The organism is Aeromonas enteropelogenes (genome assembly GCF_020097295.1).
In the GTDB taxonomy this organism is placed as follows: Bacteria; Pseudomonadota; Gammaproteobacteria; order Enterobacterales; family Aeromonadaceae; genus Aeromonas; species Aeromonas enteropelogenes.
Genome location: NZ_CP083625.1, coordinates 540,001 through 556,129 on the forward strand (window position 1 = coordinate 540,001; position 16,129 = coordinate 556,129).

Sequence of the window (16,129 nt, forward strand, 5' to 3'; positions counted from 1 at the left end):
TGGCAAGGGCCTCAATGAAATAAAATTGCAAAAAAGCGCACTTTTTTAGTTATTCATATCAACGCACAGGGTTTATACAAATTTATCCACAGCCAATCTGCTTTTAGATTAAATATGCAGCAATGCGGTACTCCCCTAGCCCGTCCACCCAGCTCAGCAGATGGACTCCGAATATAGAAGGCTTATGCCAATCCGGCTTCCTGCACCCAACGGGCGATCAGTTCCCCGGCCGGTAGCTCACGACAACCCGACACATTCTGCCCAGCCCACAATGGCGAGAAGCTGCTGTCTCCCGCTTTTTCTGCCACCGCACGCAGCGACGCCAGAGCGCCACCGGCATAGGGGAAATCGGGCGCCAAGTCTGACAGGGGCCCTAGTTCTTGCATCAGGCGGTTGACGATGCCTCTGGCCGGACGGCCGCTGAACAGATTGGTCAGGGCAGTATGATGGCTGCCGGGAGCATGTAGCGCCGCCCGATGCAGCGCCGAGGTGGTGGCCTCCTGGCTGCACAAAAATGCCGTTCCCATCTGCACCGCGCTCGCCCCCAGCGCCAGCGCCGCCTGAATGCTTTTACCATCGACGATCCCTCCTGCGGCAATCACCGGCAGATCGACTGCTTCTACTATCTGCGGCAACAGGGTGAAAGTGCCCTGCTGCAGGTCGAGATCGTCGGAGAGGAAATGGCCACGGTGGCCGCCGGCCTCCAGCCCCTGGGCGATGATGGCATCGGTACCATGGCGGGCCAGCCACTGCGCCTCGGCCACTGTGGTGGCACTGGCCAGTACGCACGCCCCCATGGCTTTCACCCGGGCCAGCAGTTTGGGCTCGGGCAGGCCGAAGTGAAAACTGACGACCGCCGGTTTGAACTCTGCAAGCAGGGCTGCATGTTCGGCATTGAAGGGAGCCCGGCTTGGGGCTGCTACTGCCTCGTCTGCACTGATCCCCAATTCTGCGTAGTAAGGTGCCAGAGCCTGCTGCCAGCGCAGCATCTGCTGCGGGTCAGGGTCAGCTTGCCGATGGCAGAAGAAATTGACGTTGAAGGGAGCGTCAGTTGCGGCGCGGATGGCCGTCAGTGCTTTATATAGCTGTTCGGCATTGAGCATGGTGGCTGGCAGAGAGCCCAGCGCGCCGGCACGGCAGGCGGCGATGACCAGGCGGTGATCCTGCACACCCGCCATGGGTGCCTGAATGATGGGGTAACGCAGCCCCAGTTCGACAAACTGGTTCATGGGCGAGCCTCCTCGTTGGCCTGGAGAGGAGTGTCGGCGCTCTGGCGACGAGCCAGCACAATGGCGCCCTCAATGGCCGCGCGAGCTTGCGGGCTGTTCTGCCAACAGGTCGAGCCCAGCATACCGGCCACCAGCGTGACGATATGGCCACTATCGGCCTTCGCGAGTTCACTCAAACTGTGATAGCCCAGCTGTTCGAGCCGGCCAATCACGGTAGGCCCGACTCCCTTTACGCCGAGCAGCAGGCCACGGTCCTGCGCCGAAAACTGTTTCATCTCGCCCATGGTTCAGATTCCTTTCCGAAGGTGGTGTTTATCAGGCCCGCGAGGAGCCTGATGTGGGGGTATCAACGAACGCTGCGCAGCAGGAAGTCCGGCTGGCCACAGGAGCGGCGCTCCCGTGTTTGCATCTCGTCCGAGCAGGGAACCGCCTCCGTCCCTTCCTTATTGATGCAGACATAGATCTCCCGCAGGAAACGCCCCCCGTCGGCGCAGGCGATCGTGATGGTGTCCGGCGCCAGCCAGTCGTTGGCCGTGGCCAGATCCGCCTTGAGCTGGAAGCTGCTCTTGCGCAGCGGCACCTCGGGGGACTGATAGGCGGCCGGGATGTTCACCCGCTGGCGCAGATCGCTGGCCAGCTGATGGAACTGCTGCTGGGTGAGACCGGAGCAGGTGCCGTGCTTCTCCCACTCATGGCGATAGAGAAAACGGCTGGGATAGAGCCCGGGGAAGGCCTCCTCCATCCCGGGATAGAGCTGCTCGCCGGTGCAGTTGCTCGGGTAGCCCCGCTGATATTGCGGCCAAAGCCCGTGCAGCACGAATCCCAGCTGGCGGGAGCACTGCTCCCGATCGGCCGGTTTTACCGCGCAATGCTGCGGCGACCAGGAGAGCGCCATGGCGTAATAGTCAAATTCCCCCGCCTCCCCTTTGGCCTGAACGGCAGCGGAGAACAGCAGGCCTCCCATCAGCAACCCAATCATCTTCTTCATTTTGGTGTTATTCCTCGCAGCCACTTGCGCTTGGGGATGCTCCAAATGTCACCCCTGTTGACCCATGCTCCCATATTAAAGCGGCAGGCAACAGCCACCCCGGGCCGGAACGTGACAAGGGTCAGACCAGTGAGGGGTTTCCCAAGGCGATATCGAGGCGTAAGCTGGCCAACCGGTAGACTCCCCGTCCACCAGCTGACAATCCTTCATGGCAACCACAGGATGTAACATGATCCGCAAGAATCCCTCCGGCCACCTGCCGGTCATCGACGAATCTGCCTATATCGACAAGACCGCCATCATCTGCGGCAAGGTGATCATCAAAGAGAATGTGTTCGTCGGCCCCTATGCGGTGATCCGTGCCGACGAGGTGGATGAGAGCGGCGACATGGAGCCCATCATCATCGGCGCCAACTCCAATATTCAGGACGGGGTGGTGATCCACTCCAAATCCGGCGCTGCCGTCACCATAGGCGAATACAGCTCCATCGCCCATCGCTCCATCGTGCATGGCCCCTGCGAGGTGGGTAACCGGGTCTTCATCGGTTTCAATACCGTGCTGTTCAACTGCCATATCGGTGACGGCGCCGTGGTACGTCACAACTCGGTCATCGATGGCTGCGATCTGCCGCCGGAGTTTTATGTCCCCTCCACCACCCGCATCAACCAGCAGAGTGATCTGACCCACATCCCCCGGGTGTCGGTCGATGCCGCCGAATTCTCGGAAGACGTGGCCCACACCAACATCGATCTGGTCAAAGGCTACAAGGCGCTCTCCAACGAGTTCTGAGGCAGGCCAATCCTGCGATGACAAACGGGCGCCGCAGCGCCCGTTGCTATTTATGGTTCGTGCTTATGGTGAACACTTCTTCAGACTGATATGCCAGTTGGACCCGGACTCCACCTGATATTTGGTGGCAAAGCTATCCATGTTGAGGGCCACAGAGACCTGCAACAGGCTGTTGAGGTAAACCAGCGGCTGTCCTTCCGGCACATCGCCAAAGCTGCTGACGTAAGGGGCCTTGCCATCATATTTGACGACATCCCCTTGGCTAATCGCGATGCAGGCGGTGTCTCCCTTGTCGATCCCGGCTTTGGTCAACAGGGCGTCGTCGATATTGGTCCAGACGTTGCCATATTGCACATCCAGAATGGGGATGGTGCCCTTGAGGGTGCCATCCTTCTCGGCCACCGCAGCTTGATAGGGGATAGTCACCACCTCGGCGGGCAGTTTGGGCCCCACCTGCTCGTAACTGATGGTGCCGGAGGCAAGCCGGGCCCCGGTATAGGCGTAAACATCGCGACCGTGGAAGGTATAGGACTTTTCGGACCCCTCGAGGCGATTGTGCTTCTCATCGATCTGGCGCACCTGATCAATGCCGAAATGCTCGGCCACCAGAGTCAGGGTGCCGTTGTCCGGCGAGACGATATAGTGGCCACTCTTGGTCTTGAGCACGACTGACTTGCGATCCGTGCCCACGCCGGGATCCACCACGCTGACAAAAACGGTACCCTTCGGCCAATATTGCAGGGTCTGATAGAGGCGGTAGGAGGCTTCCCAGATATTGTAAGCCGGGATCTCGTGGGTCAGGTCATAGAGCGGCAGGGTACGATCCACCCCGAAGGCCACCCCCTTCATGGCCGACACGGCGCCATCCTTGAGACCGAAATCGGTCTGAAACACCAGTGCCTCGTTGGCGGCGGCGACACCGCTGGCCAACATAAAGGCGAGAGCAAGGGCGCGAGGTGCAGTACGAATGTCCATATTGAATCTCCTGAATCTGGTGGAAACGAAGAAAATGGCGACACCATTTGGCCAACCAGACTGTCACCATCGGGATCGTTTGCAAGGAAAAAGCCGTAAAGTGAGTCCTGGCTCGCAGAAAAATTGCTCATCAAACGGCCAGTCGATACCCTCAATCAACTGACCACCCCACATTGCTCACTGCAGGAGGCGTTGCTATGCCCCTATCCACACCCCGCACTGACTGCCTGCTACTGGAGATCGGTGAAAAGAGCAGCCAGGTCCGCCTTGATCTGTGGGACGCCACCCTTGCCCCAATTTCGCTGGCCTTTGGCATTCGCGCCATCCAGCCCGGGCCCTTTAGACATGCCCCGCCCACCCCGCTCGAACTGGAGCGCGCCATCATGGTGGTGGAGGATGAGCTGATGCGCATCGCCCCCCGGATCCCGCCCGGAGTGCCGCTGGCGGTACGCAGCCAGCCTTCACTGGCGCCGGTGCTGGGGGCGCACCAACTGAGTCGGGAGCACATCGAGCTGATCTTCGGCCAGTTGGCCGCCATGGCGGAAGGGGATCCCCTCGCCGCCAGCCAGCTGCCACGGGATGCCGATTTTGCTGCAACGCTGCTGATCATCCGGGAGTGGCTGCATCATCTGGCCAGCGACAGCGTCATCCTCATCGAATAACCGATCGCTTCAGCCTGGGGCAAGGATTGACAGTGGATTCTAGCGGGGTGCCGGTGGCATATACTCCAGCCACACGGACTTCATTTCCGATCAGTGCTGTACTTGACTCATCACACTCATTCCCGAGGAGAAGCCCCGGCCATGATCCGGAACCAGGTTCGCTTTCATCATCCCAAACCGGCACTGCTGGGAGTGATCCTGCTCATCCTGACCGGCCTTGGTTGCGTGTTCTACTACACCTATCTGAACATCCGCCACGACATGGACCTCATCACGGCCAAGCAAGACAACGTGTTCGAGGTTTTCTACCAGCGAGCCAAGATCCTCAAGGTGGAGAACATCACCCACTATCTCGAACAGCACCACGCTCTGGAGCAAGGGAACCCCAAGAGTGAAGAGGGCACCAACTACCTCTATGGCTACGATATCGAGAGCAAGGCCCGCTTTGCCGATATCCCGCTGCAATATCCGGCCGCCAATATTCTCAACACCTTCCGCTATGCCCTCTCCTATCCGGAGGTCATCAATATCTACACCATCTGGAATGACTACCGGCTGCTCGGCATGGTGGCCAATGACGATGTGCTGCCGACCAAACTGACGCCCATTGGCTCCAATATGAGGGCGTTTGCGCCCTGGCATCACTATTTTGGCTGCACCGACTTCATCACCAAGCACAAGCTGTGCAGCAAGGACGAGGCGTTCGTCTCGGATATCGAGGTTGACAGTTTCACCCTGCGCAACACCATAGTGATGTTCTTCCCCTTCGTGCTGGAGCAGAAGAGAAGCGATGCCAAATATGGGTTGCTCGGGATCGACATCGCCGTCGACAAAGCCTTCGAGGATGTGTTGCGCCCGTTCAACGAACTCAACCCGACACGCACCGCGATCTCCTTTGATGCTGCCAAGCCCTGCCCCGCCAGACATATCTGCCTGAGCCAGCCCTTTATGCGCACCAAGGCCGGGACCATTCTCTACCTCAAATGGGCATATTCCTGGCTCGACTTCATCAAGGTGACGCTGCACAGTGCCGCCTTCAAGGTCTATCTGATCCTGTTGCTGCTGATCATGGTCATCGGCAAGCAGCTCTACCAGCGCGTGCGCACCCTGGCCTATACCGATCAGCTGACCCGCTTGCCAAGGCGCGATGTGCTTAACCCGGCACGGTTACACGAGCACGACTACTTGATGCTGCTGGATATCGACAACTTCAAGTCAATCAATGACATCTATGGCCACAACGCGGGCGATCAAGCGCTGGCTGCCTTCGCCCGCCATCTGGAGGACAATACCCGCAAGATAGATACCGCCATCCGCTGGGGAGGCGAAGAGTTTATCGTGCTGTTCAAGGGGATGGGGGATGACGACATGATGCGCCACTCGGCGGCCCGCTTGCTGGCCAAGCCACTGGCGATCCCTGCCTTGCCGACCCCCATCACCTTCTCGGCCGGCATCATCCGCATTCGCGACTATCTGACGGTCTCGGAGGCTGTGCACCTGGCCGATGAGCTGCTCTATCACGTCAAACAGCATGGCAAGCACAATATCGCCTGGTATGAGGGGCAGGAGATCCGCCTGATCCGCGAGCCCTCTGCCCAGCCAGCTTCTGCCGATGAGGCGGCTCTGCTACCATCGCGGCCATTGTGACTGTTTCTGTCGTGGCCGCCGGCCGCGATAACCCCTATCTGGTGCCCTTATGTCTATTGCTTCTTTTGCCGAACTGGCTCTCTCCCCCCAACTGCTTCAGACCCTGAACGAGCTGGGCTATGCCGCCCCCACCCCCATCCAGGCTCGGGCGATCCCCGCCATTCTGGCGGGGCGGGATCTGCTGGCCGGCGCCCAGACCGGTACCGGCAAAACCGCCGCCTTTGTGCTGCCGCTAATTGAACAGTTGCAAAAGATGCCCACCAGTGACACCCGACCGGTGCGCGCCCTGGTGCTGGCACCGACCCGCGAGCTGGCGGTGCAGGTGCAAGAGAGCGTCGCGCGCTATGCCAAGGGCACAGATCTCACCAGCACCCTCGTCTACGGCGGGGTCAGCATCGCCGCCCAGGTGGAGGCACTCAAATCGGGTGTGGATATCCTGATCGCCACCCCGGGTCGTCTGCTCGATCATCTGCGCCACGGAGCAGTGAGCCTGGAATCTGTGGCCCATCTGGTGTTTGACGAGGCCGACAGGATGCTCGACATGGGCTTTATGGACGAAATCAAGGCGCTGCTCAAACACCTGCCAAAGGATCGCCAGACCCTGCTCTTCTCCGCCACTTGCGATGACAACCTGTTTGCCTTGAGCAAGGTATTGCTGCGCGACCCGAAGCTGATTGAAGTGGCACCGCGCAACACCACGGCGGCCGAGGTGGAGCAACGTGTCTATGCGGTGGACAGAGATCGCAAGGTGGAGCTGGTGCAGCACCTTATCAAGGTGAAGGGGTGGGCGCCGACGCTGATCTTCAGCCGCACCCGCCAGGGAGCCGACAAGCTGGCCCAGCAGCTTGGCAAGGCGGGCATCAATGCTCTCGCCTTCCACGGGGACTTGTCGCAAAGCGCGCGGGAGAAGGTATTGATCGAGTTTCGCGCTGGCACCCTGCAGGCCCTGGTGGCCACCGACGTGGCGGCACGCGGCCTCGATATCAGCGATCTCAACTATGTGATTAACATGGAGTTTCCCTTTGTGGCCGAGGACTACGTGCACCGCATCGGCCGCACCGGTCGCGCCGGCAACAAGGGACTCGCCATCACACTGTTCAGCCCGGAGGAAACGCCACTGCTGGAAAAAGTCGAGGCGGTGCTCGACACCCGATTGCCCCAGCAGTGGTTCCCGGGCTTTGAGCCAGATCTGACCCGAGATATCCCTACCCCGCGCCGCAATAGCAAGGGGGCCCAGAAGCAGAAGGCCAGACGCCAGGCTCTGGGGGGCAATAAAGGCAGCAAAGGACGACGCTAACACCCCGCCTCCATAAAAAAGAACGCCCAATCGGGCGTTTTTGTTACTGGCGTTTTGGCCTCTTGTTCGGGACACCCTTGTTCGGGACACCCACTTTTCTACCTATCTCTGTAGTGAAGACCGAGCTAATCGGCTGGTGGTGTGGTTTCAGCAGGATACAGCCAGAATCGTCACCATTTCAGGGCGAGATATGGAAGGCGCCGAAAGAAGGGCCTCTTAATTGGGACACCCATCTTTCTACTTATCTCTGTAGTGAAGACCGAACTAATCGGCTGGTGGTGTGGTTTCAGCAGGATATAGCCAGAATCGTCACCATTTCAGGGCGAGATATGGAAGGCGCCGAAAGAAGAGCCAGATAACGGCCAGCCAATGATACTGGTGTCATGGGACATACCAGGTTGCAGGTGGGTTTGGAGTGAAATCAGTGAATTGGTTGATGACATCGTCGCTGTCCACAGTGGTGGGCGTAGCGCTCACGAGCCACACCGTGACCGATGGCCCGGATACCGCTTCGTTTAAACAGCATCACCTGCTTGAGCCAGTCTTCACCGTCGAGTTGCAGCCGTTGCAAGATGGGGGAAAGCGCCTCGGGAATATAACCCCGCTTGTCACCCCGAATGGCACGGCCGGTCCAGTCGACCAGAATCAGATAGTCGGTGAGGGTGTAGGGGAGTGACCTGGGTTCACCCTTTTGAGCAAACGGGAGCAGCAGGGGTGGCAGTTCGGTGGCCTGGGTACGACCCAAGCGCTGGCTGATGCTGGTGTAGTCGCTCTCCTCTGGCCGGTCGGCCAGCTTGGCGCGAATGGGGTTTAGCTCTACATAGGCCATACAGGCGAGCAGCGCCGATTCCGTCAGCAAGGCCTGACTCTTGAAGCGCCCCTCCCAGAAGTGGCCCTTGCAGCTATCTTCTTGATTGGCTTGGCGAGCCAGCCCCTCGTTGAGCAGGCGCACAAACCAGCTGATGGAGTAGAGTCGCCCACGCCACTCCTCTATCAGCCCTTGTACCACCGTGAGCTCTGGCTCAATCAGGACATCCCCCTGATACCAGCGGCGGACCAGCAATGGCCACTGGAACAGCCCGGCCCAACGCTCGGCCACCTCTCGCTCACTCCAGCCCTGCGCCTGCTCTGGATCCACTTTCAACACCAGATGGTAGTGGTTACTCATCACGGCATAGGCGCAGATGCCGATGGCAAAAAGTCGCGACAACTGGCCCAGCCTGTCGACCACCCACTGACGGCGATGCTCGTAGCTCTGCCCCGAGTGGGCATCTTCCCCACACAGGAAAGCCCGCCGCACGCAGCGGCTCACCACGTGGTAGTAGGGCGTATCCTGCAGACTGATTTGACGTGAACGGGCGATGGTCATGGCAAGTTCCTCGGCAGTGATGTTTCAAGCCAAGCAGACTGCTACGCCCCTGTCAAAATGGTGGGTGTCCCAGAATCTTGCCATCCCAGAATCTTGCCAATAGATTAGAAAATAAATATGAAATCATATTATGATGCATAAAATTACTCACTAAAATGTGCAGGCACGGTGATGAAGAAAGAAATTTTCTACAAATACAGGGCAATGAATACTAACCTAATAGAATCTCTTTGTTGGGATAAAATATTTTATGCTTCACCCGCAACCTTTAATGACCCACTTGACTGCAAAATGTTCTCCATTGAGAATAATTCTTCAATTGAAGAGCTAAGAGAAATATATGCGTGGCTAAAGTTTCCTAGAACACTTAAAAATGCAGAAAAGAACATTAGAGGTAAAGACATTGAAGAAAAAATAAAACCCTTACTGGAAGAAATGGCAAAATCTATAGTAATAGATGACTTAAATAGAATAAGTTATAACTCAACCGATCCAGAGTATACCTGTACACCTGAGGATGCTGAAACTGGAATATTAACTTCAAATATACTTTCAGAGTTAAGGGAACATTACAGTAGAGGTGTTTTCTGTTTTTCGAAAGATGGGAAAAACATGCTAATGTGGAGCCATTATGGTGATGAACATAAAGGTATCTGCATTGGATATAGCAATAATAGAAAACCAATTCCTGATATCAAACCTGTGATATATGGCAAGCATGGCGTGATAAAAACATCATCACTTTACAATGCATTTGTTAAAAATGATAAAGATGAACAAACCATCATAGAAAATGAAATCCTCTTAAAGAAAAGCAGAACGTGGAAATATGAAAAAGAATACAGACTGATAAGTAACATTGGTCTTCAAAACTCTCCCCTAATGTTAGAGGAAATCACGTTTGGTCTCCGATGCCCAGCTGAAATAAGGCATACGATTATAAAAATGATGGAAGGTCGACAACCAAGTATAAAGTACTATGAAATGGTATTAACAAACAAAAGTGCCAACCTGATTAAACAACCTTACAACGAAAATTGCGAGTGGAGCGTCCACTTACCCAAGGTAGCATATTCAGGCGTGGAAATTTTTGGTTAACATAAGATGGAAATGCCGAACCAATAATACATTTAAATAAAAACCACCCGCATAACGGGTGGTTTTTTATCTCGGAATTACCCAGAGATATTTAACTCACAACACAAATCACCCCAACGGCGGCGTCCGCGGCGGCACCTTGCGCTTGCTGCCGGTAGACTCGAAGGCCGAGGCGACGCGCAGCAGGTTGTTGTCGTCATAGGCGCGACCGGCGAAGGTCAGGCCCACCGGCATACCGATATCGGTCATGATGCCCATGGGGACGGTGACTGTCGGCACGCCGAGATGGCGAATGGCGAGGTTGCCGTTAGCGACCCAGATGCCGTTGCTCCAGGCGATATCGGCGGAGGCCGGGTTCACATCCGCATCGGCCGGGCCGACGTCGGCGACGGTGGGGAACAGCACGGCGTCGAGCTTGAGTCCGTCCATCCAGTCTTCCAAGTCCAGCTTGCGGGTCTTTTCAAGGCCACGCAGACCGTCCGGCACTGTGGCAATCTCATCCCAGGATTTCAGGCCGCGCTTGGCCATATTGACGTATTCGTCCATGCCGGCCGCCAGATCGCCCTCGCGGTTCGGCAGGGTGCCCGGATCGTGGGGGAAGATCTTGGGCCCATCGACATCGGCGAGTTTATTGAGCTTGGGATCGCCGTTGGCGCGCAGGAAGTCGTCGAACGCCCAGCCGGAGAGCTCCCACAGCTCGTCATTGAGAAACTCAGGGCTCACGATGCCACGGTTGAACACGGTCGGTGCGCCGGGTCTGTCCCCTTCGCAGTTGGAGACCAGCGGGAAGTCCACCTCGATGACCTCGGCGCCCGCGGCTTCCAGCGCCTGGCGCGCCTGTTCCCACAGGGCAATCACCGACTCGCGGGTGTGGATGCGCTGACCGGTCGGGCCGCCGATGCCGGGGTGCTCGCTGGTGCCGGCCAGTTCATCCTTGTTGATAAACATGCGCGGCACGCCGAAGCGCTTGCCCTTGAGGGCCTCGGGCTTGGCGGCCAGATCCAGATAGGACGCCGGGCGCACCTCGGACGCCTTGGGCAGTTGCACCCAGGGCTGCATGCGCCACAGATCGCCACGGGTGTCGGCATCGTCGGCCACCACCACGTCCAGCACGGCCAAGAGATCGCTCATGGTGCGGGCGTAGGGCACCACCACGTCCATGGTCGGGGTCAGCGGCCAGTTGCCGCGCACCGAGATGACGCCACGGGACGGGGTGTAGGCGCACAGGCCGTTGTTGGAGGCCGGGCCCCGGCCGCTCGACCAGGTCTCTTCAGCCAGCCCAAAGGCGGCGAAACTGGCTGCGGTAGCGGTGCCGGCCCCGTTGGAGGAGCCGGAGGCAAAGGGCGCTGTCAGGTAGTCGGCGTTGTAGGGGCTCTCGGCGCGGCCATAGACGCCGCGCTGCATGCCGCCGTTGGCCATGGGCGGCATATTGGTTTTGCCCAGGCAAATCGCACCGGCGGCGCGCAGGCGCTCTATGGTGAAGGCGTCACGCTGGGCCACCAGATCCTTGAACGCCGGGCTGCCGGAGGCGGCGGTCAGCCCCTTGACCAGGTAGCTGTCTTTGGCGGTGTAGGGGATGCCGTCCAGCGGCCCCAGGGTCTCGCCACGGGCGCGGCGGGCATCGGACGCTTGCGCCTCTTTCAGGGCATCGGGGTTACGCACCACGATTGCGTTGAGTTTGGTGTCGGTCTCGGGGCCGTCATAGGCCTCGATGCGGGCCAAGTAGGCCTTGACCAGTTCGACCGCTGTGGTGCGGCCGGATTCGAGCGCGGCACGCAGCTCGGCAATGGAAACTTCAGTCACTTCGATCATTGGGGATCTCCTGTAAAAGGGTGACGGTGTGACGATATCCGCACAGCTTGGCAGACACCGCGTTGTGATTGCTTGCGAGGGTAGTATGTTCGGCCACCCACTTATCGAGAGATAAAACCCCACGGCGTGGGGTTTGAACACCAACCTCGGCTGGCTTGGAACCGATTCTTATTTGCCGGAGGGGATCTGCTGGGTAATACAGTGGATATTGCCACCGCCCAGCAGGATCTCGCGGGCCTGCACGCCGACCACTTTATGCTGCGGGAAAATTTCTTCCAGGATGCGCTGGGCCTCGCCGTCGGTGGCGGCGTCGAGCAGCGGGTAGACGATGCGATCGTTGGTGATAAGGAAGTTCACGTAGGAGCCAGCCAGACGGCCTTCCGCTTCGCGCGGCACACCGGTACCGCTCTCGACGCCGGCGGATTCTTCCTCAGTGCAGAACAGCGGGCCCGGTTGGGGCAGCTTCCATACTTTGAGCTTGCGACCCTTGGCGTCGACGGCGGCCTCGAGCACCTTGAGGGCGGCCAGGGAGCGGGCGTACTGGGGATCGGTCTCGTCGTCGGTCCAGTGCAGGGCCACCTCACCCGGGCGCACGAAGCAGCACATGTTGTCGATATGGCCGTCGGTCTCGTCCATGTAGACGCCCTCGTCCAGCCAGATAAAGCTGGTGACGCCCAGATAGTCGCGAAGGTGCGCTTCGATCTGCTCCTTGGTGAGATCCGGGTTGCGGTTCTCGTTGAGCAGGCACTCGGCGGTGGTCATGCAGGTGCCTTCGCCGTCGACGTGGATGGAGCCCCCTTCCAGAATGAGCGGCGCGTCGTAGCGATCCATACCGTGCTGTTCCAGCATCCGGGCCGCCACTTTTTCGTCCTGATCCCAGGGGTAGTAGAGACCGCCCTTGTGGCCGCCCCAGGCGTTGAAGCCCCAGTCCACGCCGCGGCACTCACCGGCCGCATTGGTGACTATGGTGGGACCTGTGTCGCGGGCCCAGCAGTCATCGCTGTTCATCTCGACCAAAGTGACGTGGGCGGGCATGACGGCGCGCGCCTGCTCCATAAACTGGGCAGGAACACCCATAAAGACCGGGGTGGCTTGCCCGATGGCGTCGGCAACCTTGGCGAAGGTGGCCTGCGCGAAGCGGCCGGCGACGCGCCAGTTGTCCGGGCGAAACGGCCAAATCATCCAGACAGCTTGCTGATGCGCCCACTCGGCGGGCATGGTGAAGCCGTCGGCGGCCGGAGTGGAGTTGATGGTCTTGATGCTCATCGCAAGGCTCCTTGCATGGATTGAGGCCCCCCTATTTGCACGGGAACCTGGGAAAAATAAGAGTGGGTCGCAGTGTAAAAAGTTGTACGCCCATCCATCAAATGAATAGGATGGATTGTCCCATAAACACTGCAAATAATCTTGATGAAACTGCACCAGCTCGACCTCAATCTGCTGCTCGCCTTTGACGCCCTGATGACACAGGGCAGCGTCACCCGCGCCGCCGAAACGCTCTTTATCAGCCAGCCTGCCATGAGCCACGCCCTCGGCCGGCTACGTACTTTTTTCGGCGACCCGCTACTGGTGCGCACCCCGCAGGGCATGCTGCCCACGCCGCGCGCCCAGCGGCTGCATCTGGGGGTACAGCAGGCGCTGCGGCTGCTGGAGCAACAGCTCAGTGAAGAAGAGGAGTTCGAGCCACTCCACTCCAAGCGGCGCTTTGTGCTCTGCACCACGGATTATGTGGAGTGCGTACTGATCCCGCCCCTTATCCAGCGCCTCAAGGTGCTGGCGCCCGGGGTCACCATCGAGATCCGCATCCTGCGCGACACCTTGCCCGAAGCCGAGTTGGCGAGCGGCGAGATAGACCTGGTGCTGGGGTTTGACGAATACATGCAGGTGCCGGGGTATCTGGGCAAGGAGACCTGGCTTACCGAGCCCTTGGCCGGTCTGGTGCGCGCCGATCTGTCCATCCCCAAATCGGCCCTCGCAGGAGTAGAGGATGACCCCTCCAGCTGGGCGGAACGCATCACCCTGCAGCAGCTGATCGCGATGCCCCACGTATTCCACTCGCCGCTCGGCACCTCGGAGGCGAGCCTGGATCGCTACCTCAAGAGCCTGGGTTTTGGCCGCACCATCTCGGTCAACAGCCAGAGCTATATGTCCGCCGCCGCCATCGTCAGCCAGAGCGACCACCTGCTGGTGCTGCCGAGCATGGTGGCTGAGCTGCTTGCCAGCCACTGGCCGCTGAAAAGCCTGCCGCTACCACAGGATGTGCCCGATTACCACCTCAACTGCGTCTGGCACCCCGTGCATGCGCAGCAACCAGCGCTGGTGTGGCTAAAAGAGTTGATGAAGGAGTTGGTGAGTCCGGAGTAACAGCCTCCTAAACAACAATGGCTCCCTAGGGAGCCATTGTTTTTTGCTGCGTCTCATCACGCTCGCAGGGCGTTGATCAGCTGGGTGACGACCCCGTCGAGCAGGGGGCGATCCGGGCGGCACTGGGCAAAGGTGACCAGGCCCTGAATATTGATCAGCAAGAAGGCGGTCAGGGTCGGGATATCCCGTTCGGCCGCCAGCTCACCGAGAGCCTGGGCCTGTTTCAGCTGCGCCGCCAGATCCTGCTCCATTTCGCCATAGATGACCTTCACTCGCTGGATCAGCTCCTCGTCCTGCTCACTCAGCTCCATCATGGTACGGGTCACCAGGCAGGTCCCGCAGAGGGCCTCACTCACCACCCGCTCGAGATAGGCGGCCAGCCCAGCCAGGGGGCTCGGGTTGTCGAGCAGCGCACGGCGCTGGGCACGTTTGCCCTCCACATAGTGATCCACCGCCGCCAGCAGCAAGCCGCGTTTGTTGCCAAAGGCGCCGTAGATGCTGCCCGGGTGCAGGCCGGTAGCGGCCACCAGCTCCTGCATGGTGGTCTTGGCATATCCCTTGGCACGAAATGCCTCCATGGCGTTTCGCAACACCTCGTCCCGATCAAACTCGGCAATACGCATGGCTCCTCCCCTGGGAAATGGTTCACCGGCAAGGGCGCAAATACCTGCCGATTCAAGAGTGCTTGGCAAAGGGCGGCAAGTTTACCCCAGCAGCAGGGCAAGGCCAACCATGTTGAATGAGCATTCAAAAAAAGCTTGCGCCCGTCCGCAAAAACGAATTGAATGCACATTCAAGAATAACTCGCTCAGGACAATCTATCATGAACACCCTGTTTCAGCCGTATCGTCTCAACGACACCATCACCCTCGCCAATCGCTTCATGATGGCGCCCCTGACTCGCTGCATGGCGGGCCCCGGCCTGGTACCGACCGAGCAGATGGCGGCCTACTACGCCCGCCGCGCCGATATCGGCCTCATCATCTCGGAAGCCGTCATCATTCGCCCGGACGGTCAGGGTTATCCCAACACCCCGGGTCTTTTCAGCGAGGCCCAGATCGAGGGCTGGAAGAAGGTGACCGACGCCGTGCACGCCAAGGGTGGCAAGATCTTCGCCCAGCTGTGGCATGTGGGTCGCCTCTCCCACCCTTTCTTCCACCACGGCGAGGTGCTGGCCCCCTCTGCAGTTGCCCATGAAGGCACAGTGCCGCGCATGCGCGAGCTGACCTATCAGGTACCTCGCGCCCTGACCCTGGCCGAGATCGCTCAGCTGGTGCAGGACTATGCCCAGGCCGCCGCCAACGCCATCGAGGCGGGCTTTGACGGGGTCGAGATCCACGGCGCCAACGGCTACCTCATCGACCAGTTCCTGCACCACTCCTCCAACCTGCGCAGCGATGAGTACGGTGGCAATCCGGCCAACATGAGCCGCTTCGCTCTGGAGGTGGTGGATGCCATCAGCGCGCGCATCGGTGGTGAGCGGGTCGGCCTGCGCCTCTCCCCTGGGGCCTATGTTCACCTGGCGGGCAGCCCGGAAGATCGCGCCGTGTTTGACCATCTGCTGGCCGAGCTGAACCAGCGCACGCTGGCTTATATCCATCTCGGGATCTTCGATGACAGCCTGACCTTTGACTATCTGGACGGCCGCGCCTCCGACTACCTGCGCAGCCACTATCAGGGCAATCTGGTGGGGGTTGGCAACTACAGCGCCGAGACGGCAGCACAGGCCATCAAGGCCGAGCGCTTCGATCTGGTGGCCATCGGCCGACCGCTGATCGCCAACCCGGACTATCTCGACAAGGTGAAGAATGGCGAGGCGCTGGTGCCCTATGCCGAGACCATGCTGGCGGAACTGGTGTAACTGGCAAGCCACTGCAAAGTGCAGATAACAACGAGGG

15 protein-coding genes are annotated in these 16,129 nt (G+C 59.2%); 7 read left to right on the forward strand and 8 right to left on the reverse strand.

The features are described 5' to 3' along the window. Positions 1-182: 182 nt before the first annotated feature. From LA321_RS02430 to LA321_RS02440, 3 genes are all read right to left on the reverse strand, one after another. Complete coding sequence (locus LA321_RS02430; protein WP_042071342.1) at positions 183-1,229, reverse strand: NAD(P)H-dependent flavin oxidoreductase; 1,047 nt, start codon at positions 1,227-1,229, stop codon at positions 183-185. Then, the gene (locus LA321_RS02435) at positions 1,226-1,513 is read right to left on the reverse strand and encodes a Pathogenicity locus (protein WP_042071341.1); all 288 of its coding nucleotides are present in this window, start codon (positions 1,511-1,513) and stop codon (positions 1,226-1,228) included. Before LA321_RS02435 ends, LA321_RS02430 begins: the two co-directional genes overlap by 4 nt. A 62-nt stretch (positions 1,514-1,575) precedes the next feature. After that, on the reverse strand, positions 1,576-2,217 hold the full coding sequence (locus tag LA321_RS02440; protein ID WP_042071338.1) for a ribonuclease T2 family protein: 642 nt from the start codon (positions 2,215-2,217) through the stop codon (positions 1,576-1,578). A 229-nt stretch (positions 2,218-2,446) separates the two neighbouring features. Here LA321_RS02440 and LA321_RS02445 point away from each other — a divergent pair, with 229 nt between their 5' ends. Further along, entirely contained in the window at positions 2,447-3,007 is a 561-nt protein-coding gene (locus LA321_RS02445; protein ID WP_026457421.1) for a gamma carbonic anhydrase family protein, read from the forward strand. Positions 3,008-3,070: 63 nt separating this feature from the next. On the opposite strand, the gene LA321_RS02450 is transcribed toward LA321_RS02445, so the two are convergent. After that, entirely contained in the window at positions 3,071-3,982 is a 912-nt protein-coding gene (locus LA321_RS02450; RefSeq protein WP_042071336.1) for an SAM hydrolase/SAM-dependent halogenase family protein, read from the reverse strand. Between the two features lie 197 nt (positions 3,983-4,179). On the opposite strand from LA321_RS02450, the gene LA321_RS02455 reads away from it, so the two are divergent. The 3 genes from LA321_RS02455 to LA321_RS02465 all read left to right on the forward strand — a co-directional run bounded on the left by LA321_RS02455 (position 4,180) and on the right by LA321_RS02465 (position 7,588). Continuing rightward, on the forward strand, positions 4,180-4,644 hold the full coding sequence (locus tag LA321_RS02455; RefSeq protein ID WP_042071333.1) for a hypothetical protein: 465 nt from the start codon (positions 4,180-4,182) through the stop codon (positions 4,642-4,644). A gap of 141 nt (positions 4,645-4,785) precedes the next feature. Continuing rightward, entirely contained in the window at positions 4,786-6,291 is a 1,506-nt protein-coding gene (locus LA321_RS02460) for a GGDEF domain-containing protein (protein WP_042071330.1), read from the forward strand. 49 nt (positions 6,292-6,340) lie between these two features. Next, complete coding sequence (locus tag LA321_RS02465; protein ID WP_042071328.1) at positions 6,341-7,588, forward strand: DEAD/DEAH box helicase; 1,248 nt, start codon at positions 6,341-6,343, stop codon at positions 7,586-7,588. Between the two features lie 421 nt (positions 7,589-8,009). Here the strand turns inward: LA321_RS02465 and LA321_RS02470 are convergent, their stop codons facing one another. Continuing rightward, entirely contained in the window at positions 8,010-8,957 is a 948-nt protein-coding gene (locus LA321_RS02470; RefSeq protein WP_042071324.1) for a transposase, read from the reverse strand. Positions 8,958-9,128: 171 nt separating this feature from the next. Between LA321_RS02470 and LA321_RS02475 the strand changes: the two genes are divergently transcribed. Then, positions 9,129-10,055: a DUF2971 domain-containing protein gene (locus LA321_RS02475; protein ID WP_082043403.1), complete on the forward strand. Its 927-nt coding sequence runs from the start codon at positions 9,129-9,131 to the stop codon at positions 10,053-10,055. A gap of 108 nt (positions 10,056-10,163) precedes the next feature. On the opposite strand, the gene LA321_RS02480 is transcribed toward LA321_RS02475, so the two are convergent. Beyond that, a complete protein-coding gene (locus LA321_RS02480) occupies positions 10,164-11,867 on the reverse strand; it encodes an amidase (protein WP_042071322.1) in 1,704 nt (567 codons plus the stop codon). Between the two features lie 168 nt (positions 11,868-12,035). Further along, positions 12,036-13,133 (reverse strand): agmatine deiminase, encoded by a 1,098-nt coding sequence (aguA, locus tag LA321_RS02485; protein WP_042071320.1) that lies wholly within the window; start codon positions 13,131-13,133, stop codon positions 12,036-12,038. Between the two features lie 144 nt (positions 13,134-13,277). Between aguA and LA321_RS02490 the strand changes: the two genes are divergently transcribed. Continuing rightward, positions 13,278-14,231 (forward strand): LysR family transcriptional regulator, encoded by a 954-nt coding sequence (locus LA321_RS02490; RefSeq protein WP_042071318.1) that lies wholly within the window; start codon positions 13,278-13,280, stop codon positions 14,229-14,231. A gap of 56 nt (positions 14,232-14,287) precedes the next feature. On the opposite strand, the gene LA321_RS02495 is transcribed toward LA321_RS02490, so the two are convergent. Beyond that, on the reverse strand, positions 14,288-14,854 hold the full coding sequence (locus LA321_RS02495; RefSeq protein ID WP_042071315.1) for a TetR/AcrR family transcriptional regulator: 567 nt from the start codon (positions 14,852-14,854) through the stop codon (positions 14,288-14,290). A 200-nt stretch (positions 14,855-15,054) separates the two neighbouring features. On the opposite strand from LA321_RS02495, the gene LA321_RS02500 reads away from it, so the two are divergent. Then, positions 15,055-16,092, forward strand: coding sequence for an alkene reductase (locus LA321_RS02500; protein WP_042071313.1), 1,038 nt, complete (start codon positions 15,055-15,057; stop codon positions 16,090-16,092). Positions 16,093-16,129: the final 37 nt, after the last annotated feature.